The sequence below is a fragment of the Sphingomonas elodea ATCC 31461 genome (assembly GCF_000226955.1).
Classification (GTDB): domain Bacteria; phylum Pseudomonadota; class Alphaproteobacteria; order Sphingomonadales; family Sphingomonadaceae; genus Sphingomonas; species Sphingomonas elodea.
Window position 1 is genome coordinate 62,981 of record NZ_AGFU01000016.1, and the last position, 19,334, is coordinate 82,314.

Here is a 19,334-nt window from a genome sequence, read left to right on the forward strand (position 1 = left end):
CTCGGAGATTTGCCAGCGCGCGGCCACGCGACTATGCGCTGCGCCCCATGGCCGATCCCATCACCATCCGTCGTCTGTATGGCCGCCGCCAGGGCCACAAGCTCCGCCAGGGCCAGTCCGCCCTTGTCGAGGAGCTGCTGCCCCAACTGAGCGTGCCCGAAGCCGGCCCGCTCGATGCCGTCACCCTGTTCGGCGACGATCGCCCGCTGGAAGTCGAGATCGGCTTTGGCGGCGGCGAACACCTTGCCGGTCAGGCGGCGATGCGGCCCGACCACGGCTTCATCGGTTGCGAGCCCTTCCTCAACGGCGTGGTGGGCGCGCTCAATCACATCCGCGACGGGGAACTCGCCAATGTGCGCCTGCACATGGGCGACGCGCTGGAAGTGATCGAGCGGCTGCCCGACGCCAGCCTCAGCCGCGTCTATCTGCTCCACCCCGATCCCTGGCCCAAGGCGCGCCATGCCAAGCGCCGCATGGTCAACCACGGCCCGCTCGACCTGATCGCCGCCAAGCTCAAGCCCGGCAGCGAGTTCCGCCTCGGCACCGACGATCCCACCTATTGCCGCTGGGCGATGATGGTGATGGGCCAGCGCAAGGACTTCGTCTGGCAGGCGCAGACCGCGCAGGATTTCCTCACCCGACCCGCCGACTGGCCGGAGACCCGCTACGAGCGCAAGGCACGCCGCCAGGGCCATGAGGTGTGGTACTTCCGCTATGTCCGGGTCTGAGACCGGCCACCGCATCGAAGGCGTCGAGACCGTCTATCAGGGCTGGGGGCGGATGCTGCTGGCGACGCTGGTGACGCCCGACGGCAGCCGCATCACCCGCCAGATCGAGGATCACGGCGATGCCGTCGCCGTCCTGCCCTATGATGCGGCGCGCGGCACGGTGCTGCTGGTCCGCCAGTCGCGCCCGCCGATGCTCTTTCGCGACGAGAGCACCCCGCTGTACGAGGTGCTGGCCGGGCGCGTCGATCCTGGTGAGGATATCGAATCCACCGCCCGCCGCGAGGCGATGGAGGAATGCGGTCTGTCGCTGGGCGCGATCGAGCTTGTCGGCCATTTCTTTTCGATGCCGGCCGTCTCCACCGAGCGGCTGAGCCTCTATCTGGCGCCCTACAGCCTCGCCGACCGCACGTCCGCCGGCGGCGGCCTGGCGCAGGATCATGAGGATATCGAGGTCATCGAGATTGGGCTCGACGCCCTCTGGGCGAAGGGCATGGCGGCGCTGGCCGACATGAAGACCGCGATGCTGGTCCTCGCCTTGCGCGAGCGGCTCGCCGCTCAGGCCTGGCCGCCAGCCGCCTGACCGCTGCGTCCCCAGCCCCTGCGCAGCAGCCGCGCCGCCCATCCCTCGACGCCCGGCCGCACCAGGATCCAGTCGCGGATCGCGGGTCCGGGCACCGCGCCCATTGTCTGTTTGTACCCGCTGTCGCCCGCCCCCCAGTCGACCTGGGCGACACCGCGCTCCAGCGCGCGCACGAGATTGCGATACTGCAGCACCCTCCCCGGCGAATGCTTGGCCACGGCAGGATCATAGCTGTTGGCGATGGCGTGGATGCGCGTGCCGGTCACCAGATCGAAGGAGAAGGCCATCGCCCGACCGTCGATCCGCAACACCGCCGCCGAGAACATGGCAGCGAGTACCGGATCGCGTGCCGCTGCCCGCCAGAAGGCGCCGTGCCCCGTTTCGGTGAACTTGGCGTCGCTGCCGTCGGTGCGGGTGGCGATCCAGCTGCGCCGCTCGATATCTGCCAGGTCGGCGAAGTCTGGCCCGGCAAAGTCCCAGTCGACGGTGCCTTCGCTGCGCAGCTGCTTCTCGAAATAGCGATTCTTGCGCAGCGTCGATCCCCGCGGCCATTCGCCCCTCGCCGACAGCGCGGCCATGTCGAGCAGCCAGGAACCGGCGAGGCGGCGTTCGAGCAGCGTCCAACCCCGCCGAACGGCCCCCGCCTTCAGCCAGGCGAGTGCGGCGTCATCATCATATACCGGCCCGATCCGCAGCGCCCGCACGATGCGCGCGAGCCTGTCCAGCAGCGCATCCGCCGCAAGCGGGCTCGCCCCCTGCGCCAGGGGGAAGCTCCGAAACGGCCAGTAGCAGCCGGGTATCTCGGCCAGCCCCAGCCAGTTCGGCCCCTTCGCGATCATCGGCAGCGCCGCCACCGGCACGCGCTCCGCCTCTACCACCAGGGTGCGTCCGGCGCCGCCATAGGCCTGGAGCGCCGCCGCATACCAGCCGCGGCGGAGGAAGCGGTGGCTCTCCGGCGCCTGCTCGGCGACCCTGTCGAGGGCCGTCGCGAGACCCGCCGTGCAGGTAACGCGAAATGCCGGATCGGAGCGGGAAGCAGGCAGAGCCATGCTACCCCCCTAGCGCCCACCCCTTACCATCCGGTGCAGCCCATGCTTGCAAGCGCCGCACGCCCGCTTGCATAACGCGCGCATGGAAGGTCCCTATCTCTCCACCGTCTCGGAAACGATCCAGGCTGCGATCGCGCCGGTATTCCTTCTCGCCGGCATCGGCGCGTTCCTGAACACGATGGTGGGCCGGCTCGCCCGCATCGTCGATCGCGCGCGGATCATCGAGGAACTGCATCCCCGCTCCAGCGGCCCGGAGCATGACCGCCATGTGTGGGAGCTGCGCATCATCGATCGCCGCATCTCGGTGATCAACAACGCGATCTTCCTGTGCACCGCCAGCGCGCTGGCGATCTGCTTCGTCGTCGCGCTGATGTTCGTGTCGCGGCTGGCCAACCTCCATGTCGGCATCTGGGTCGCGGTCGCCTTCATCATCTCGATGCTGCTGCTGATCGCGGGGCTGCTCTATTTCCTCGTCGAGGTGCGGATGTCCTTGAAGGCGATCCATGTCCGCCAGGAACTGCTCGAACTCGACCGCTGACCCATTGCCCTCAGCGCCCTGCCTCACTAACACCCGCGCTTCCATTCCACGGTCGGGCAGGCAATGGCGGACGCACCTCTTATCGGCATCATCATGGGCAGCACCTCCGATTGGGAGACGATGCGCCACGCCGCGTCGATCCTGGAGGAGCTTGGCATTCCGCACGAGACCAGGGTCGTCTCCGCGCACCGCACCCCGCAGCGGCTGTATGACTATGCCACCGGCGCGGCGGCTCGCGGCCTGAAGGTGATCATCGCCGGCGCCGGCGGCGCGGCGCACCTCCCCGGCATGGCCGCGGCGATGACGCACCTGCCGGTGCTGGGCGTGCCGGTCGAATCCAAGACGATGAAGGGGCTCGATAGCCTCTATTCGATCGTCCAGATGCCCGGCGGCATTCCCGTCGGCACGCTGGCGATCGGCAAGGCCGGCGCGAAGAACGCCGCGCTGCTCGCCGCCGCGATCCTCGCCACCTCGGACGACGCGCTCACCGAAAAGCTGATCGCCTGGCGCACCGCCCAGACCGAAAGCGTCGCGGAGGAACCGGCATGAGCGACATCCTCCCCCCCGGTTCCACCATCGGCATCCTCGGCGGCGGCCAGCTCGGCCGGATGATCGCGGTCGCGGCAGCGCAGCTCGGCTATCGCACCCATGTCCTCGCCCCCGACGAGGAAAGCATCGCCGCGCAGACCGCCTCCAGCTTCACCCGCGCCGATTATCACAGCCATATCGTGCTCGACGAACTCGCGAGCCACGCCGACGTGATCACCTACGAGTTCGAGAATGTCGCCCTTGCCCCCGTCGCGCATCTGGCGAGCAAGGTGCCGGTCCGCCCTGGCGCCAAGAGCCTGGAGATCGCGCAGGACCGCGCCAACGAGAAATCGTTCGTGGCGGAGCTCGGCGGCCGCACCGCGCCCTGGGCGCTGGTCACCACCCGCGACGAGCTGCACGAAGCGATCGCCAGGATCGGCGCGCCGTCGATCCTGAAGACGCTGCGGCTCGGCTATGACGGCAAGGGCCAGGTGCGCCTGCACGATGCCTCGGAAGCGGACGCGGCCTGGGCAGCGATCGGGGAACGCCCGGCGATCCTCGAAGGCTTCGTCACCTTCAGCCACGAATTCTCGATCATCACGGTGCGGGGCTTGGACGGCACGCTGGCCAGCTATCCGCCGCCCTGGAACGAGCACAAGGACGGCATCCTCGCCCGCTCCACTTTGCCCGCCCCCGCCGAGATCGCCCGCCACTGGACCGAGGCGGCGGCGCTTTCGGGCCGCGTCGCCGAGGCGCTGGGCCATATCGGCGTGCTGACCTGCGAGTTCTTCGCGACCGAGCAGGGCCCGGTGTTCAACGAAATGGCGCCGCGCGTCCACAATAGCGGGCACTGGACGATCGAGGGCGCCGAGACCTCGCAGTTCGAGAACCATGTCCGCGCGATCTGCGGCCTGCCCTTGGGCTCGACCGCGCTGACCGGCAGCCATGTGGAAATGGAAAACCTGATCGGCGACGAGGCGAACCGCTGGCCCGAGCTGCTCGCCGAGCCGGGCACCCATCTCCACCTTTACGGCAAGGGCCAGGCCCGGCCGGGGCGGAAGATGGGGCATGTCACGCGGGTGAAGCGGGGCTGAGGCCCCGCCCCTGCCCTGGCGTTCGGATCACGACGCCTTGGGGCAGGGGCTGAAGCCGTCGAAGCTCTTGATATAGTCCGCCAGCGGCTCGAGGCCTGCCTCGCTGCGCAGCGCCGGCATCTTCGCGGCGTCCTCCAGCGGCAACGGCACCCGCTTTCCGGCGGTGCATGTCACCTGCGTCGCGTAGCGCTGCTTGCCCGAGATCTTGAGCATGACCCGGTCGTAGAGATAGGCGTAATTGCGCTTGTTGACCTCGCCGCGCGCGGCGAGCGGCGCCATCAGCCGGAGCGCGCGCAGCTGGAACGCCGGATCCGCATCGGCATGCTGCACCAGCAGCCACGCCATCATCGATCCCGATTCGCCCGCGCGCGCGATCGTCGGCCAGGCGTCCTTCGCCACTTCGGCCTTCAACCACGCGGTATTGGCGAAATCCCGTTCGCCCATCGCCACGGAGAGCTGGGCGATCAATACCGCGCGCGCACCGTCCGAGAGACGCGGCGCGTCCGCCATCTCGCCCGCGCCCCAGTCGGTTGCCTTGCGCAGCACCTGTTCGCCGATCGTCCGCGCGAGGATGCGTTCCTCGAGCGATGCAGCCGCACGCGGCATCGCCATTTCCTCGGCGAGCCGCAACGCCAGCAGGAAGCTGGTCGCGAAGGGCCGCGCCTCGGCGACATGCTGCTGGAATTCCGCCCAGGTGGCGCTGCGTTCCCGCGCCGCGCTTTGGGCGGTTGCGACGACATCGCAGCGCAGATCGCGTGGAGGCATGGTCGCCAGGTCGGCATGCTGCACGCCCATCGCCGCGAGTTCGTCGCGGGTATGCGCCTTGCCTTCCTCGAAGCACGCCGTCAGCCAGGCATTGACGGCGGCGTAGGTCCGGGCCTCCGCAGGCGTGGCCCCGGCAAACCCTCCGCGCATCCAGCCGAAATCGCCGGGATCGAATGCTTCGCCATGAAAGTAGCGGGCAAGTTCCGGTGGCGGTTCGCTGGCAGCAGTCAGCATCAAGGCGGCTATGAGCACACCAACAATGCGACCGATCTTCATGGACATTCCCCCGAAACGCGCAGCACTCGCCCGCCGAGGACAGATATTCATCGCCTCGCCGCCGCTGTAAAGAAGCCAGATGCTGGCGCTACATCTTGCGCCACCCGTGCATGAAGACGATCGACGCGCGCGCCTCAGCGCTGCGTATCACCGACGCGCTTCGCCACGATCTCCGGCCGGTCGCACGACGCATCGCGCACGATCGCGCGGGACAGGTCGGCCAGCGGCTCCTCCGTCAGGCGCCGGTTTGCGGGCACGGCCTCACCGCGGCCCTGTACCTGTCTGACTCGCGCATTCTGGCAGCGTCCGCCGGACGTGCGGACGACCGGCACGGCCATCGCCGGCGGCACCGGCACGATCTTCGGTGCGGGTGCGGCATCTTTGGTGAGCGCCGAAAGCAGCAGGACCATCCACATGGCAACCTCCCCGATGCAGCCCGTCGTTCTGGGACGGGCGGCCGCGAGAATAGCAGAAGATCTGCTGCCCTTCTATCGTCCCCGCTCGGCGAGCTTGCGTTCCCAGGCAAGGGCGTCACGGACGATGCCGTTCAGATCCGCATGCTTCGGCCGCCAGGGCAGCGCCGCCAGGATCGCGCTGTTGTCCGCCACCAGCGCGTCGGGATCGCCGGCGCGGCGGCCTTCCAGCTTGCGCTCGATCGTCCTGTTGGTGACCCGATCCACCGCGTCGAGCACCTCCAGCACCGAGAAGCCCCGACCATAGCCGCAGTTCATCGTGTGGCTTTCCTCGGGCCGCGCGATCAGCAGGTCGAGCGCATCGACATGCGCGGCGGCCAGGTCGCTGACATGGATATAGTCGCGCACGCCGGTGCCGTCCGGCGTCGCGAAATCAGTGCCGAACACGCTGACATGGCCGCGCTTGCCGGTCGCCGCCTCCACCGCCACCTTGATCAGGTGCGTCGCGCCCGCAGTCGACTGGCCGGTGCGCCCCTGCGGATCGGCGCCTGCGACGTTGAAGTAGCGCAGCGCGCAATAGTTGAGCGGATGCGCGGCGGCGACGTCCTTCAGCATGATCTCGGTCATCAGCTTGGACATGCCGTACGGGTTGATCGGCACCTTGGGGGAATCCTCGCGCACCGGCACCTGCTCGGGAATGCCATAGGTGGCGGCGGTGGAGGAGAAGATGAAGTGGCGCACGCCTTCCGCCACCACGCTTTCGATCAGCGTGCGGCTGGCGGCGGTGTTGTTGCGGTAGTATTTGAGCGGGTCGGTTACCGATTCCGGCACCACCACCGATCCGGCAAAATGCATCACGGCCGTCACATCGTGGTCGCGGATCGCGCGGCGCACCGCCTCGGCATCGTCGATGTTCGCCACCACCAGCGCGGCGCGGGGATCCACCGCCCACTCGAATCCGGTCACCAGATTGTCGACAACGACCACGCGCCAGCCGGCGTCGAGCAGCGCCAGCACCGCATGGCTGCCGATATACCCCGCACCACCCGTCACCAGCACCGTACCGTCGCGCATACGCCATCCTCTTTGTTCTGCGCCGGCTCCACCCTATCTTGGGCCCACAAGCAAGGAGTTCCTCGTAATGACAATCGAAACGGCGACGCTCGCCGGCGGTTGCTTCTGGTGCACGGAAGCGGTGTTCAACGACGTGATCGGCGTTCAGGGCGTCGAGAGCGGCTATATCGGCGGCACCAAGGACAACCCCACCTACAAGGAAGTCTGCAGCGGCAGCACCGGCCATGCCGAGGCGATCCGGGTGCGCTTCGATACCGATGTGGTGAGCTATGGCGAGATCCTCGACATCTTCCTCGCCACCCATGACCCGACCCAGCTCAACCGCCAGGGCAACGACATCGGCACCCAGTATCGCTCGGCGATCTTCCCGCATTCGGCCGAGCAGGAGCGCGAGGCGCTGGACGCGATCGAGCGCGCCCGCCCCGATTGGCCGCAGCCGATCGTCACCACGATCGAGCCGCTGGGCCAGTGGTGGCCGGCCGAGGACTATCACCAGGAATATTGGCAGGGCGAAGGCCAGCGGAACCCCTATTGCCTGGCGGTGATCCCGCCCAAGCTCCGCAAGCTGCGCAAGAGCTTCGCCAACAAAGCGAAAGAGGGCGCGGCCGCGTAAGCCACGCCCTCCCACGGGGGGTTTTCGGGACCGCGTCCGGCAACGATGCCGGTCGCGGCTACGAACAACGTCGGATAGTGCATGAATAGCACCAGACGCGGTTCGGGTTCCGCTCTCTTTGATGATGCACCGGCACAACGATCGACTGCCCGACGTTCGGGTGGATCGCTCAGCGCGCTCCAGATCCATCACCCACCGCCATTCCCGTCTGTTCCCGCGGGCTTGGCGGCAGATCCAGCCTAGAAACTTGGCAGCGGCTGTAAAGAAATGATCGTATACGGACTACCCAGAATGGGACGAAAACCACATGGTCCCGGGCTTTCATACTCACTTCATGTTGATGCACGTTTCTGACATCGATGACGGAAGTCGATCACAAGAACTGTACAGCGCCCGATCCACCCTACAGCCTGGCTCGCCGTCGTGCTGCTATCGTTCTTGTTCGCCGGCGCTCGCTGTTCAGCCGCGCGGATAGGCGGCGCGGGCGAGTCGGTCTCGAATTGCCCAGCCAAGCCCGGTCGACGGAATCGGCGCGACGGCGATACGCGGACGATCCGACGCATCGGCGCGGTGCAGCGCATCGAACAGGCACGCCGCCGCCTCGCGCAGGTCGCCGGTAGCGGATAGGGTATCGTCGCCCGTCACCGCGCCGAAGCCGATCAGCCACTCATCCGCCGCCGCCTGTTCCGCCTGCAGCCGCAAGGGCTTGGACGGGGCATAGTGGCTGGCAAGCTGCCCCGGCGCGGTGATCGCTCCCGGCGTGACCCCGGTGGCATAGCCGGGAAGGTCCTCGGCGGGAACCGGGCCGGGCCGCAGGATGCGGCGCAGCGCAGGATCCACGATCGTGGATTCGATGCCCGCGCTGGTCGCACCGTCGTCGATCACCAACGGGATGCGGCCGGCGAGGCTTGCCGCGACATGCGCGGCCCGGGTCGGGCTGATCCCGCCACTGGCATTGGCCGAAGGGGCCGCCAGCGGGCGCCCGCTGGCACGGATCAGCCCCTGCATCGCGCGGTGATCGGGCATGCGCAGCGCCACCGTGGGCAGTCCGGCGGTGACGAGGCTGGCGACCGGCGATCCTTCCGCCAAGGGCAGAACCATGGTGAGCGGCCCCGGCCAGAATCGTGCCGCCAGCGCCCGCGCCTCGTGGTCGAACCGCGCGATCGTCTCGGCCATGGCCATGTCGGCGACATGCACGATCAGCGGATTGAACGAGGGTCGCCCCTTCGCCGCATAAATGCCCGCCACCGCGTCCGAATCGGTCGCGTCGGCGGCAAGCCCGTAGACGGTCTCGGTAGGCACCGCGACCGATTCGCCGCGCCGGATCAGCGCAGCGGCCTCGCCAAGTGCAGCCTCGCCGTAGGGTAAGATGCGCGGATTTGCTGGGGTCACCCGCAAGGCGCTATATTGCTGTCAACAAGATCACAAGAGAGAGGCCTGATGTTCACCCCCGCAACCGCCGAGCAGCGTTTCGTGCTCGACCATATCGTCCGCCTGTCCGAGATCAGCGAAGAGGCCACGCCCGACCTGCTCGACGCCGTGCTGGAAGGCGCCGGCCAGTTCGCCGCGGGCGAATGGGCGCCGCTGGAACGGCTGGGGGACACCGAAGGCGCGCGCTGGACCCAGAACGGCGTGACGATGCCGGAAGGCTTCGCCGCGGCCTACCGCGCCTATGTCGATGGCGGCTGGGGCACGATCGGCTCGCCGGCCGAACATGGCGGCCAGGGCCTGCCGGTCAGCCTGTCGGTCGCGGTGCTGGAGACGCTGGGCACGGCGAACATGGGCTTCTGCCTGTGCCCGGTGCTCACCGTCGGCGCGGTCGAGGCGCTGCACCATCACGGTTCGCCCGAACAGCAGGCGCTCTATCTGCCCAAGCTGGCCACCGGCGAATGGACCGGCACGATGAACCTCACCGAACCGCAGGCGGGATCGGACGTCGGCGCGGTGAAGACCAAGGCCGAGCCGACGGGCGACGGCAAGTGGAAGATCAAGGGCACCAAGATCTACATCTCGTTCGGCGACCATGACATGGCGGACAACATCGTCCACCTCGTCCTTGCCCGCACGCCGGGCGCTCCTGCGGGCACCAAGGGCCTGTCGCTGTTCCTCGTGCCCAAATACCGGCTGAACGCGAACGGCACGCCGGGCGATTTCAACGACGTGCATGTCGTCTCGATCGAGCACAAGATGGGCCTGCACGCCTCGCCCACCTGCGTGCTGAGCTTCGGCGACCAGGACGACTGCATCGGCGAGTTGATCGGCCCCGAGCTGGGCGGCATCCGCGCCATGTTCACGATGATGAACAATGCGCGGCTCAATGTCGGCCTGCAGGGCGTGCAGGTTGCCGAGCGCGCCACCCAGCGCGCGGTCGCCTATGCCCGCGAGCGCGTGCAGGGATATCGCGGCGGCGCGCCGACGGCGATCATCGAACATCCGGACGTCCGCCGCATGCTGCTGCGGATGAAGGCGCAGACCCAGGCCGCCCGCGCGCTGGTCTATTACGCCTTCGGCCAGCTGGATCGCGGCCGCGCCGGCGACGCGGAAGCCGACAAGCGCGTCGAGCTGCTCACCCCGCTCGCCAAGGCGCATGCGACCGATATCGGCAACGAAGTCGCGAGCCTCGGCCTGCAGGTCCATGGCGGCATGGGCTATATCGAGGAGACCGGCGCCGCCCAGCATTTCCGCGACGCCCGCATCACCCCGATCTACGAGGGCACCAACGGCATCCAGGCCGCCGACCTGGTCGGCCGCAAGCTGAGCATGGACAATGGCGCGACGCTGCTCGGCCTGCTCGCCGATATGCGCGCCGAGGCCGAGGATGCCGGGCTGCGCCAGCTGATCGACGCCTGCGAGGAAGTCGGCCGCAACCTGCTCGGCGCCGATGCCGACGACCGGCTGGCGGCGAGCTATCCCTTCCTGACCATGCTGTCGGTGGCGGTGTGCGGCTGGCTGATGGAGAAGAGCGGACGGCTGGCGGCACAGGGCGACGGCGAGCCGGGCTTCCTGAAGATGAAGCAGGCGGCAGCGCGCTTCTATGTCGAGCAGATCGTGCCCGAAGCGCTCGGCCTGCGCGCGGCGGCGATGGCGAAGGCGGCGGTGCTGTACGCGGTGGAGGCGGAGGCATTCGCGGCGTGAGACTTCGCACCCGCCCTGCTCAAGCCAAACAACATCTCAAGAAATATTGCATCAAGGATCCCTAAGAAAGGCACTCATCCAAGCCCTCTCTTCATCTGAAGGATCGTATAACACACCATCTTCGTGCAGCCGCCAGTATCTTAGATCACTTATATCGTCGTGATAAGCCAACTCAGCGACGAGATATAGCATCCATATATTTGCCCGCATCGTACCTACGATGAATCGAAGAGCTCGGTCATCGACGTCGTACGGCTTCGGAGACTCAAGAATCGCGTGAACTGGACCCACGTGAGCAAATTGGTCACTGAGTAGCCCGTAGTATATACCGATCGGCTCAAGAACATTTTTTGCCCAACCGATACATTTAGGGGAAGGCAGATTCCCCTCATGAAATTTCTCTAACGCATCTGGCCGCGTAGCGATCACTATGACCGTCGCTATCAATTCAATGAACGTACGAGCAAGCACCCCATATTGACGCCTGAAGCCATGACGGGCGGTTTCGATGCTAGCCAGATACGTGTTAGCCGCTGTATTCAGAAGCCTAGAAACAGTTGCCTTGTAGCCATAATCTTCAAATTTTGGGAGGTGTTTCATCAAAATGTGCATCACCTCCCCAAGCAATGCACTGCATTCAGACACGTCAGAGCGCGTCAAAGCATCAAAAGACCTTCTAACTCTAGGCCCATCCCGCCTTAACACATTTTGAATGATATCGTTTGTTATGACGAAAACGAGGCCATTTTCTCGATCAATTCTAATTGAGGAAACCTTATTTCGAGGAGGAATACCAAACTTCTTTCGAGTGGTCTTTGTTTTCGTTCGCTTCGTCACAACGCCCCCAAATCCCCCACCGCATCCTTGTCCAGCCACGTCCCCGCCTCCGGCATCGGATATTTCAGCCCCGTCGCGCAATTGAACAGCACGGTCCGCTCCTCCGGATCCACCAACCCGTCGCGCATCGCCTGCCGATAGGCGGCCAGCGTCGCGCCGCCCTCGGGGCAGAGCAGCAGCCCGTCCTTGCGTGCGCAGTCGTCCACCGCCTGCAGGATCGCCGGATCGCCCACCGCCAGCGCCCGGCCGCCGGAATCGCGCACCGCGCGCAGGATCAGGAAATCGCCCACCGCGCGCGGCACGCGGATGCCCGCCGCCACCGTCGCGGCATTCTCCCAGCGCTCGGCATGCTCCTCGCCCGCCTCATAGGCCCGTACGATCGGCGCGCAGCCCGAGGCCTGCACGGCATACATGCGCGGCCGCTTCGATCCGATCCAGCCGAGCCGCTCCAGCTCGTCAAACGCCTTTCCACATGCCGATCAGCCCGGTGCCGCCGCCGGTGGGATAGAAGATCGCGTCGGGCAGTTCCCAGCCGCACTGGGCGGCGAGTTCGAGCCCCATCGTCTTCTTGCCCTCGATCCGGTACGGCTCCTTGAGCGTCGAGAAATCGAACCAGCGCCCCTCGGTGGCCCCGCGCCCGACGATCGCGCTGCACTCGTCGATCTGGCCGTTGACGCGGTAGACCCGCGCGCCCTGCGCGGCGATCTCGCGGACATTCACTTCCGGCGTCTCCTCGGGGCAAAGGATCACCGTCTCGATGCCGCAGCGCGCGGCGTAGGCGGCGAGTGCTGCCCCGGCATTGCCGTTGGTCGGCATCGCGATGCGGGTGACGCCCAGTTCGCGCGCCATGCTCACCGCCATCACCAGGCCGCGCGCCTTGAACGAGCCGGTGGGCAGCCGCCCCTCGTCCTTGACGATTGCACCGGGACCACCGGACTTGGGGATGGCGATCAACGGTGTCTCGATCTCGCCCAGCGAGACGATGTTCTCGGCGCGCCGCACCGGCAGCAGCTCGCGCCAGCGCCAAAGGTCGGTCGGCCGGGCCTCCAGCGCCTCGCGGGTCAACGCCTGCGCGACGCCCTCCAGATCGTAGCGCACGAGTAATGGCCGCCCGACACGGGAAAGCTGGTGCAGCTGGTCCGCCGCATAGTGCTCACCCGTCATCGAGCATTCGAGGCGGGTAACGAAGCTCGGCCGATCGGCCCGACTATTGTCCTGCATCGACTGGAGATTAGGCAGGCCCGGGGCGCGTGTCGACCGGCCTCATCCGCCGTCCTGCCCGGCCTCTTCGCGTTGGTCGCGACGCTTGTGAACGGTCTCCATCGCCTCGGCCTTAGCCGGGTCGAACAGGGATCCGAAGGCCAGCCCGATCAGCAGCATCGCCGCGCCCGCCTTGCCCCGGGCGCGACCGCGGCCGAAGCGGACCAGCAGCGGGATCAGGAGCAGGATCGCCGCGGCGACCGTCCATTGCAGCACAATGCTCAATTGGCACGCTCCGGCCGCAGACTGGTGCCCGCGCGATCGACGCGCAGCGCGCCGAAATAGGCGAGCGGGTTGAACCACGATCCTTCGCCGTTGAAGCTGTGCGTCACCAACTCGGCTCGCCCGGCCAGCGTCTCGATCGGCACCGGTCCGCCAAGCCCCAAAGCGTCCGAGCCGAAACGGCTGTCGGCGGACTGGTCTCGGTTGTCGCCCATCAGGAACACATGGCCTGCCGGTACGGTAATCGGTCCATAGGTGTCGCCCGGGCTCACATAGCCGCCGGGCAGCACGCTATCGCCCAGGTCCACCACATCATAGCTGGCGCCGCCCGGCAGCGTCTCGCGGTACAGCGGCAGCTGGCAGGTGAGCTTGCCGTCCGGCCCGGCCTTGCGGAATGCCGCCAGCGGCCCCTGGTCGCACGGCACCGCCGCGTCGACGGGAATCGCGGCGACGCCGTTCGGCACCCGCGGAACGGCCTTGCCGTTCAGGATCACCTGGCCATGGCGCACCGCAATCGTGTCGCCCGGCAGTCCGATCACGCGTTTGATCAGGTCCTCGCCGTCCCCCCGCCGCACGACGATGACGATATCGCCGCGCTCCGGCGTGCGGCCGAACAGTCGCGTCCTCGCAATGTCCTTGCCATGGATCGGAAAGGAGGCCTGGGAGAAGCCATAAGGAAATTTGCTCGCCACCAGCCGGTCGCCGGTGCGCAGCGCAGGCATCATCGAGCCCGACGGGATATAGTAGGGCCGCGCCACCGCGCTCTGGAACAGGAAGAAGATCCCGAGCGCGACCACCCAGCCCCCCAGCGTACGCAACCAGCCGGGCTTGGGATCCTCGGCCATGGTGTCAGGCGATCTCGTGGCTGCCGTCGAGCAGCTCGCGCACGTCGAGGCCGAGAAGGGAGATATGGTCCTTCACGCGCGGCCAAAAGCTGGTGAGAAAGCGCTCGCGCTCCGCCATTCGCAGCCGTTCCACCGCGCCGGAGACGACGAACATGCCCACGCCGCGGCGCACCTCGACATAGCCGTCGTCCTGGAAGCTCTGATAGGCCTTGGCCACGGTCAGCGGGTTCGCGCCATGCTCGGCGGCAAGCGCGCGGACCGAGGGAAGCTGGTCGCCCGCACGGTACTGGCCGCGCAGGATCGCCGCGGCGATGATCGCGCGCAGCTTGAGGTAGACCGGGCTGTCTTCGTGCTCCAGGGCTGTCATGCTGCCATAATACAGCACATGGCCTGCGAGTCCATACTCAGGGAATCCACCGATGGACGATCCGGGACAGTTCACCGCGCGGACGCTCCTCCAACGGACGCGACGGCGTGCCGAGGAAGACGAAGCCCGCGATGCGCTGGCCGTCGTCGCCGAACAGGTCGCGCACGGCAGGGGAATAGGCCGGCCAGCCGGTCAGCCAGCCGCCGGCAAAGCCCATCGCGTGGGCGGCGTGGAGCAGGTTCATGCAGGCCGCGCCGGCCGACAATTCCTGCTCCCATAGCGGGATCTTGTGCGGCTGGACGGGCGCCGAGAGCACCACCACCAGCGAGGGCGCCTGGGTGGCGAATTGGGCCGCCGCCTCCTCGTCCCGCGCGGTCGCCGCCGGGTTCTCGGCGCACAGGATCTCCACCAGCTTGCGCGCGAGCGCAGGCCGCGCCTCGTCCGGTACGATCACGAAGCGCCAGGGGGCGAGCTTGCCGTGATCGGGCGTGCGCGCGGCAATCGCCACCATCTGGTCGAGCTGCTCGGGGCTCGGCCCCGGTGCCGCCAGATCGCGCGGCTTGCCGGAGCGGCGGGTCTGGAGGAGCGTGAGCGGCGTGGTGCGATCGTTGAAGGTCATGGGGGCCATCTAGAGTGCCGCTCCGCCGCCGCCAAGCGGCACGACTTTACAGCGGCGATGCAGGCTCTAGTCTGCGCCCCCATGCACCGGGCCCATGCGCCCGGCTCCCAACCTTAGGACGAAAACCTGCATGGTCGACACACCCACTGCCGATTCCCCGGCAGAACCGGATATCTCCCACGTAAACCCTGCCGACGAAAAAACCTGGTTCGGTCATCCCCGCCAGCTCGCGCGGCTGTTCTCCACCGAGATGTGGGAACGCTTCGGCTTCTACGGCATGCGGGCGTTGCTGACGCTCTACCTCACCCAGCATTTCCTGTTCGGCGATCGCGAGGCGACCGGCCTGTACGGCGGCTATACCGCGCTCGTCTATCTCACCCCGCTGGTCGGCGGCTATCTGGCGGACCAGTTCCTCGGCTCCAAGCGCGCGGTGAAGTTCGGCGCGATCCTGATGTCGATCGGCTATTTCGTGCTGTGCTTCGGCGGCCAGACCGCCACGCCCTACGCCAAGATCGACGGCCAGCGCTATGAAGTGGTGATCGAGAAGACCGCCGCCGGCGAGCAGCGCTATGTGCTCGATGCCGGCCATAAGCAGCTGATCAAGGGCAATGACGACGGCTCGATCACGCTGAGCGAGAACGGCCAGACGGTGCGGACGATCGCCAAGGGCGGATTCGAATCCGAGGCCGATCGCAGCCCCTTCTACGTGATGGTGATGCTGATCGCGCTCTCGATGGTCTCGGTCGGCAACGGCTTCTTCAAGCCGAACATCTCCACGATGGTCGGCGAACTCTATCCGAATGGCGATACGCGCCGCGATGCCGGTTTCACCATTTTCTACATGGGCATCAATCTCGGCTCCACCCTGTCCCAGGCGCTGTGCCCATGGCTGGCCGTGGCGGTCGGCTGGTGGGCGGGCTTCGGCCTCGCCGCGATCGGCATGATGTTCTCCTGGGCGCTGATCCAGCTGGACGGCGGCAAGCTGAACGGCATCGGCGAGCCCCCCGCCAAGGCGGCAACGGGCCGGCAGCAGCTGCTGATCTATGTCGGCGCGATCTGCGTCGTACCGCTCTTCTACCTGCTCTACACCAACCTGATGGCCGCCGAACCCGCCCCCGCGGGCTCGGGCCTGCTCGGCTATGTCGCCTCGCTGTCGCTGATGGGCAAGCTGCTGTTCGGCACCTTCCTGATCGGTGTGCCGGCCATCCTCATCTGGTCGTTCTTTGCCGGCGATCGCCGCGAGTTCCAGATGATGCTCGCCGCGATGGTGCTGATCGTCTTCAACGTCGTCTTCTGGACGCTGTTCGAACAGGCGGGCTCGTCGCTCACCCTCTTCGCCGATCGCAACACCAACCTGTCGATCTTCGGCTGGTTCACCATGACTGCGGGGCAGACGCAGAGCTTCAACGCGCTGTTCATCGTGCTGCTCGCGCCGCTGATGTCGATGATGTGGGGCGCACTCGGCAAGCGTGGGCTCGAGCCGAGCATCCCGGTGAAGTTCGGCATCGCGCTGGTCGCCGTCGGCTGCGGCTTCCTGTTCCTGGTGTGGGGCGCCAACTGGGCGGATGCGAGCTTCAAGGTCTCGGTCTGGTGGATCGCCGGGCTCTACTTCATCCACAGCTTCGCCGAGCTGTGCATCTCGCCGGTAGGCCTCAGCATGATCACCAAGCTGTCGATCGCGCGGATCGTCGGCATGATGATGGGCGTGTGGTTCCTGTCGATCTCGGTCGCGCAGTATGTGGCGGGCGTGATCGCGCAGTTCGCCAGCGTCGAGACGGTGGGCGGCCAGGTGACCAACCTCAAGGTCAGCCTGGATACCTATCTCAGCGTGTTCACGCTGATCTCGCAATGGGCGATCGGGCTCGGCCTGGTCCTGCTGCTGCTCAGCTGGCCGCTCAAGCGCTGGATGCACGGCGTGAAGTAAGTGCCGGCAAAACTGGGACGGGGCGCCGCGTACATTGGGGGGAACAGCGGCGCCCCTGTCGTTCGCCCGAGGGGGGAGTGGGCGAACGAGTCTCGGTTCAGGCCGCCAGCGGCAGCGCCGGGATCGCGTCCTGCTCATTGGCTGCCGCAAGGGCGCGGCCGTTCGCCACGACCGGCTGGCCAGCCTCGGCAGCCAGGCGACGATGGGCGAAATAGAGCGCGATCAGCGAAAACATGGGAAACCTCGAATAGCTTTGCTGCAATGCAGCGTCGGCGGCGCATCTGGTTTCGAGCCCCCGATTCCGCAACTGCAAAGCCGGAGTCGGCCGGTTGCGTCTCGTGCAACTGACGCGATTTCTCCTCCGGAAATACAAAAAGGCCCGGCGTCTCCGCCGGGCCTTTTCCGTATTGATACGGGGGTGCGCTTACCAGATGTGGACGCGCTGCTCGGGCGGCAGATAGAGCTTGTCGCCCGGCTGGATGTTGAATGCCTTGTACCAGGCATCGACGTTGCGGACGACGCCGTTGACGCGCGCGGTCGCGGGCGAGTGCGGGTCGACGACGAGCTGCTGACGCAGCGCATCCTCGCGCATCTTCACCCGCCAGGCCTGGCCCCAGCCGAGGAAGAAGCGCTGGTCGCCGCTCAGGCCGTCGACCGTCTTCGCCTTGCCGTGCTTGGCCTGGTACTTCTGGTAGGCGCCATACGCCGCCTCGACCCCGCCCAGATCGCCGATATTCTCGCCGAGCGTGAGCTTGCCGTTGATCTTCATGCCCGGCAGCGGCTCATAGGTGTCGTACTGGCCGGCCAGCGCCGCCGTGCGCGCACCAAAATCGGCCTTTGCCTTGGGCGTCCACCAGTTCTCCAGCTTGCCGGTCGGGCCGAACATGCTGCCCTGGTCGTCGAAGCCATGGCCCATTTCGTGGCCGATCACCGCGCCGATCGCGCCATAGTTCACCGCCGGATCGGCCTTGGGATCGAAGAAGGGCGGCTGCAGGATCGCGGCCGGGAAGGTGATCTGGTTCGACAGCGGGTTGTAATAGGCGTTCACCGTCTGCGGCGTCATCGCCCAAAGCGTGCGGTCGACCGGCTTGGGGAAGCGCGCCAGCTGCAGCTGGTGCTGGAATTCGCCCGAGCGCATCACGTTACCCAGGATATCGCCGCGATCCACGGTGAGCGACGAATAATCGATATACTTGTCGGGATGCCCGATGCGCGGCTCGAAGGCGGCGAGCTTGGCGAGCGCGGCCTTGCGGGTCGCCTCGTCCATCCAGGTCGAGGCCTCGATCCGCTCGCGGTAGGAGTCGCGCAGATTCTCGATCAGCTCGGCCATCTGCTTTTCCGCCTCGGGCGGATAATATTTGGCGACATAGGCCTTGCCGACCGCTTCGCCGAGCGCGCCGTTGACCATCTGCACGCCGCGCTTCCAGCGCTCGCGCTGGGCCGGCACGCCGGAGAGCGTCTTCGAATAGAAGTCGAAGCGGGCCTGATCGAACGCCTTGGGCAGATAGGTCGCGTGATCGCTGACGAAGCGATAGGCGAGATAGTCCTTCCAGGTCTGGAGCGGTGTCTCGGCGAAGATCTTGGCCAACGCGATCAGCGCGGTGTTCTGCGCCATCAGGATCTGCGGCGAGCTGTCGACGCCCGCGGTCTTCAGCATCAGCGCCCAGTCGAACTCGGGTGCCTTGGCCTTCAGGCCGGCGATGGTCTGCGGATCGTTGAGCTTGGCGATGTCGCGGCTCTGCTCGGGCGACCACTGCACCTTGGCCATCGCCATTTCGAGCGCGACGATCGCATCGGCCTTGGCAGACGCATCGGGGATGCCCGCCAGTTCCTGGATCTGCTGCACATAGGCGCGATAGGCCTTGCGGAAGCCCTCGAACTTCTCGCCCGGGTTCAGGAAATAGTCGCGCGGCATGCCGAGGCTGCCCTGGCCGACCGCGGCGGTGTAGCGGGTCGGATCCGCAAAGCCGGGGGAGATCTCCACCTCGACCGGCGTCGCATAGCCGACGCTGGCGAACAGCACCTGCAGCGCGGTCTTGTCCTGCACGCCGGCGATGCGGGCGAGATAGGGCTTGAGCGGCGCCGTGCCGCGCGCCTCGATACCCGCCTCGTCCATCCAGCTGGCGTAGAAATCGCCGATCTGCTTGCCACTCGCGCCATAGGCGGCGGGGTTCTTGGCCATGTCGTCGAGCAGTGTGCGAACATTGGTTTCCGCCGCCAGCGCGAGGTCAACGAACGGGCCCGCCGAGGTGCGGTCGGCCGCGATCTGGGTACGATCGGCCCAGCCGCCATTCGCATAGGTCCAGAAGTCGTCGCCGGGCTTCACGCCGGGCTTCTGCGCGGTCATGTCGACGCCGAAGCTGCCATAATAGGGCTTGCCGGTCTGGGCGAGCGCAGGCGCGGAGACGAGCAGCGCCGCAGCGCTGGCAAGAAAGAGAGAACAACGCAATTTCATGGTGTTAGGCTT

Annotated in this window: 20 protein-coding genes and 1 pseudogene; 8 read left to right on the forward strand and 13 right to left on the reverse strand. The window is 66.8% G+C overall.

Annotated features, from left to right (window positions below):
- Nucleotides 1–47 precede the first annotated feature (47 nt).
- Both trmB and KK7_RS0105935 read left to right on the forward strand, forming a co-directional pair.
- Nucleotides 48–728, forward strand: coding sequence for a tRNA (guanosine(46)-N7)-methyltransferase TrmB (gene trmB / locus KK7_RS0105930; RefSeq protein ID WP_010543722.1), 681 nt, complete (start codon nucleotides 48–50; stop codon nucleotides 726–728).
- The gene (locus tag KK7_RS0105935; RefSeq protein WP_010543723.1) at nucleotides 715–1,308 is read left to right on the forward strand and encodes an NUDIX domain-containing protein; all 594 of its coding nucleotides are present in this window, start codon (nucleotides 715–717) and stop codon (nucleotides 1,306–1,308) included. The genes trmB and KK7_RS0105935 overlap by 14 nt, the downstream gene beginning before the upstream one ends.
- On the opposite strand, the gene KK7_RS0105940 is transcribed toward KK7_RS0105935, so the two are convergent.
- Nucleotides 1,284–2,357 carry a GNAT family N-acetyltransferase gene (locus KK7_RS0105940; RefSeq protein ID WP_010543724.1) on the reverse strand — a complete coding sequence of 358 codons (1,074 nt, stop codon included), beginning with the start codon at nucleotides 2,355–2,357 and terminating at the stop codon, nucleotides 1,284–1,286. The two genes, KK7_RS0105935 and KK7_RS0105940, sit on opposite strands and share 25 nt — an antisense overlap.
- 82 nt (nucleotides 2,358–2,439) lie before the next feature.
- On the opposite strand from KK7_RS0105940, the gene KK7_RS0105945 reads away from it, so the two are divergent.
- From KK7_RS0105945 to KK7_RS0105955, 3 genes are all read left to right on the forward strand, one after another.
- Nucleotides 2,440–2,895 (forward strand): DUF2721 domain-containing protein, encoded by a 456-nt coding sequence (locus tag KK7_RS0105945; RefSeq protein ID WP_010543725.1) that lies wholly within the window; start codon nucleotides 2,440–2,442, stop codon nucleotides 2,893–2,895.
- A gap of 63 nt (nucleotides 2,896–2,958) precedes the next feature.
- On the forward strand, nucleotides 2,959–3,444 hold the full coding sequence (gene purE, locus KK7_RS0105950; protein ID WP_010543726.1) for a 5-(carboxyamino)imidazole ribonucleotide mutase: 486 nt from the start codon (nucleotides 2,959–2,961) through the stop codon (nucleotides 3,442–3,444).
- Complete coding sequence (locus KK7_RS0105955) at nucleotides 3,441–4,517, forward strand: 5-(carboxyamino)imidazole ribonucleotide synthase (protein WP_010543727.1); 1,077 nt, start codon at nucleotides 3,441–3,443, stop codon at nucleotides 4,515–4,517. Before purE ends, KK7_RS0105955 begins: the two co-directional genes overlap by 4 nt.
- A 27-nt stretch (nucleotides 4,518–4,544) precedes the next feature.
- Here the strand turns inward: KK7_RS0105955 and KK7_RS0105960 are convergent, their stop codons facing one another.
- The 3 genes from KK7_RS0105960 to galE form a co-directional block, all read right to left on the reverse strand.
- Nucleotides 4,545–5,516 (reverse strand): DUF6624 domain-containing protein, encoded by a 972-nt coding sequence (locus tag KK7_RS0105960; RefSeq protein WP_237709144.1) that lies wholly within the window; start codon nucleotides 5,514–5,516, stop codon nucleotides 4,545–4,547.
- A gap of 176 nt (nucleotides 5,517–5,692) precedes the next feature.
- Complete coding sequence (locus tag KK7_RS0105965; RefSeq protein ID WP_138983915.1) at nucleotides 5,693–5,968, reverse strand: hypothetical protein; 276 nt, start codon at nucleotides 5,966–5,968, stop codon at nucleotides 5,693–5,695.
- Nucleotides 5,969–6,046: 78 nt separating this feature from the next.
- Complete coding sequence (gene galE / locus KK7_RS0105970; protein ID WP_010543730.1) at nucleotides 6,047–7,045, reverse strand: UDP-glucose 4-epimerase GalE; 999 nt, start codon at nucleotides 7,043–7,045, stop codon at nucleotides 6,047–6,049.
- A 67-nt stretch (nucleotides 7,046–7,112) separates the two neighbouring features.
- On the opposite strand from galE, the gene msrA reads away from it, so the two are divergent.
- Nucleotides 7,113–7,658 (forward strand): peptide-methionine (S)-S-oxide reductase MsrA, encoded by a 546-nt coding sequence (gene msrA / locus KK7_RS0105975; protein ID WP_010543731.1) that lies wholly within the window; start codon nucleotides 7,113–7,115, stop codon nucleotides 7,656–7,658.
- Between the two features lie 459 nt (nucleotides 7,659–8,117).
- On the opposite strand, the gene KK7_RS0105980 is transcribed toward msrA, so the two are convergent.
- Nucleotides 8,118–9,056 carry an L-threonylcarbamoyladenylate synthase gene (locus KK7_RS0105980; protein WP_010543732.1) on the reverse strand — a complete coding sequence of 313 codons (939 nt, stop codon included), beginning with the start codon at nucleotides 9,054–9,056 and terminating at the stop codon, nucleotides 8,118–8,120.
- A 42-nt stretch (nucleotides 9,057–9,098) separates the two neighbouring features.
- Between KK7_RS0105980 and KK7_RS0105985 the strand changes: the two genes are divergently transcribed.
- The gene (locus KK7_RS0105985; RefSeq protein WP_010543733.1) at nucleotides 9,099–10,793 is read left to right on the forward strand and encodes an acyl-CoA dehydrogenase family protein; all 1,695 of its coding nucleotides are present in this window, start codon (nucleotides 9,099–9,101) and stop codon (nucleotides 10,791–10,793) included.
- Nucleotides 10,794–10,844: 51 nt separating this feature from the next.
- Here KK7_RS0105985 and KK7_RS22490 read toward each other — a convergent pair whose 3' ends face one another.
- The 6 genes and pseudogenes from KK7_RS22490 to KK7_RS0106010 form a co-directional block, all read right to left on the reverse strand.
- Nucleotides 10,845–11,630 carry a hypothetical protein gene (locus KK7_RS22490; RefSeq protein WP_157999983.1) on the reverse strand — a complete coding sequence of 262 codons (786 nt, stop codon included), beginning with the start codon at nucleotides 11,628–11,630 and terminating at the stop codon, nucleotides 10,845–10,847.
- Nucleotides 11,627–12,851, reverse strand: a pseudogene (locus KK7_RS20195) (threonine synthase). The gene KK7_RS22490 and the pseudogene KK7_RS20195 overlap by 4 nt, the downstream one beginning before the upstream one ends.
- A gap of 42 nt (nucleotides 12,852–12,893) precedes the next feature.
- A complete protein-coding gene (locus tag KK7_RS0105995; protein ID WP_010543734.1) occupies nucleotides 12,894–13,115 on the reverse strand; it encodes a hypothetical protein in 222 nt (73 codons plus the stop codon).
- The gene (gene lepB / locus KK7_RS0106000; protein WP_010543735.1) at nucleotides 13,112–13,957 is read right to left on the reverse strand and encodes a signal peptidase I; all 846 of its coding nucleotides are present in this window, start codon (nucleotides 13,955–13,957) and stop codon (nucleotides 13,112–13,114) included. The genes KK7_RS0105995 and lepB overlap by 4 nt, the downstream gene beginning before the upstream one ends.
- A 4-nt stretch (nucleotides 13,958–13,961) precedes the next feature.
- The gene (locus tag KK7_RS0106005) at nucleotides 13,962–14,324 is read right to left on the reverse strand and encodes a GntR family transcriptional regulator (RefSeq protein WP_029622903.1); all 363 of its coding nucleotides are present in this window, start codon (nucleotides 14,322–14,324) and stop codon (nucleotides 13,962–13,964) included.
- A gap of 37 nt (nucleotides 14,325–14,361) precedes the next feature.
- Entirely contained in the window at nucleotides 14,362–14,943 is a 582-nt protein-coding gene (locus KK7_RS0106010) for a nitroreductase family protein (RefSeq protein ID WP_010543737.1), read from the reverse strand.
- 130 nt (nucleotides 14,944–15,073) lie between these two features.
- Here KK7_RS0106010 and KK7_RS0106015 point away from each other — a divergent pair, with 130 nt between their 5' ends.
- Nucleotides 15,074–16,867: a peptide MFS transporter gene (locus KK7_RS0106015; RefSeq protein ID WP_010543738.1), complete on the forward strand. Its 1,794-nt coding sequence runs from the start codon at nucleotides 15,074–15,076 to the stop codon at nucleotides 16,865–16,867.
- A gap of 97 nt (nucleotides 16,868–16,964) precedes the next feature.
- On the opposite strand, the gene KK7_RS22835 is transcribed toward KK7_RS0106015, so the two are convergent.
- The gene (locus KK7_RS22835) at nucleotides 16,965–17,102 is read right to left on the reverse strand and encodes a hypothetical protein (RefSeq protein WP_157999984.1); all 138 of its coding nucleotides are present in this window, start codon (nucleotides 17,100–17,102) and stop codon (nucleotides 16,965–16,967) included.
- Nucleotides 17,103–17,291: 189 nt separating this feature from the next.
- On the reverse strand, nucleotides 17,292–19,322 hold the full coding sequence (locus KK7_RS0106025) for a M13 family metallopeptidase (protein ID WP_010543739.1): 2,031 nt from the start codon (nucleotides 19,320–19,322) through the stop codon (nucleotides 17,292–17,294).
- Nucleotides 19,323–19,334: the final 12 nt, after the last annotated feature.

What these genes read in the sequence shown, in the direction of transcription:
- trmB (WP_010543722.1), top strand. Translation starts at nt 48, where the DNA reads ATGGCCGATCCCATCACCATCCGTCGTCTGTATGGCCGCCGCCAGGGC.
- KK7_RS0105935 (WP_010543723.1), top strand. Translation starts at nt 715, where the DNA reads ATGTCCGGGTCTGAGACCGGCCACCGCATCGAAGGCGTCGAGACCGTC.
- KK7_RS0105940 (WP_010543724.1), bottom strand. Translation starts at nt 2,357, where the DNA reads ATGGCTCTGCCTGCTTCCCGCTCCGATCCGGCATTTCGCGTTACCTGC.
- KK7_RS0105945 (WP_010543725.1), top strand. Translation starts at nt 2,440, where the DNA reads ATGGAAGGTCCCTATCTCTCCACCGTCTCGGAAACGATCCAGGCTGCG.
- purE (WP_010543726.1), top strand. Translation starts at nt 2,959, where the DNA reads ATGGCGGACGCACCTCTTATCGGCATCATCATGGGCAGCACCTCCGAT.
- KK7_RS0105955 (WP_010543727.1), top strand. Translation starts at nt 3,441, where the DNA reads ATGAGCGACATCCTCCCCCCCGGTTCCACCATCGGCATCCTCGGCGGC.
- KK7_RS0105960 (WP_237709144.1), bottom strand. Translation starts at nt 5,516, where the DNA reads ATGCTGACTGCTGCCAGCGAACCGCCACCGGAACTTGCCCGCTACTTT.
- KK7_RS0105965 (WP_138983915.1), bottom strand. Translation starts at nt 5,968, where the DNA reads ATGGTCCTGCTGCTTTCGGCGCTCACCAAAGATGCCGCACCCGCACCG.
- galE (WP_010543730.1), bottom strand. Translation starts at nt 7,045, where the DNA reads ATGCGCGACGGTACGGTGCTGGTGACGGGTGGTGCGGGGTATATCGGC.
- msrA (WP_010543731.1), top strand. Translation starts at nt 7,113, where the DNA reads ATGACAATCGAAACGGCGACGCTCGCCGGCGGTTGCTTCTGGTGCACG.
- KK7_RS0105985 (WP_010543733.1), top strand. Translation starts at nt 9,099, where the DNA reads ATGTTCACCCCCGCAACCGCCGAGCAGCGTTTCGTGCTCGACCATATC.
- lepB (WP_010543735.1), bottom strand. Translation starts at nt 13,957, where the DNA reads ATGGCCGAGGATCCCAAGCCCGGCTGGTTGCGTACGCTGGGGGGCTGG.
- KK7_RS0106005 (WP_029622903.1), bottom strand. Translation starts at nt 14,324, where the DNA reads ATGACAGCCCTGGAGCACGAAGACAGCCCGGTCTACCTCAAGCTGCGC.
- KK7_RS0106010 (WP_010543737.1), bottom strand. Translation starts at nt 14,943, where the DNA reads ATGACCTTCAACGATCGCACCACGCCGCTCACGCTCCTCCAGACCCGC.
- KK7_RS0106015 (WP_010543738.1), top strand. Translation starts at nt 15,074, where the DNA reads ATGGTCGACACACCCACTGCCGATTCCCCGGCAGAACCGGATATCTCC.
- KK7_RS22835 (WP_157999984.1), bottom strand. Translation starts at nt 17,102, where the DNA reads ATGTTTTCGCTGATCGCGCTCTATTTCGCCCATCGTCGCCTGGCTGCC.
- KK7_RS0106025 (WP_010543739.1), bottom strand. Translation starts at nt 19,322, where the DNA reads ATGAAATTGCGTTGTTCTCTCTTTCTTGCCAGCGCTGCGGCGCTGCTC.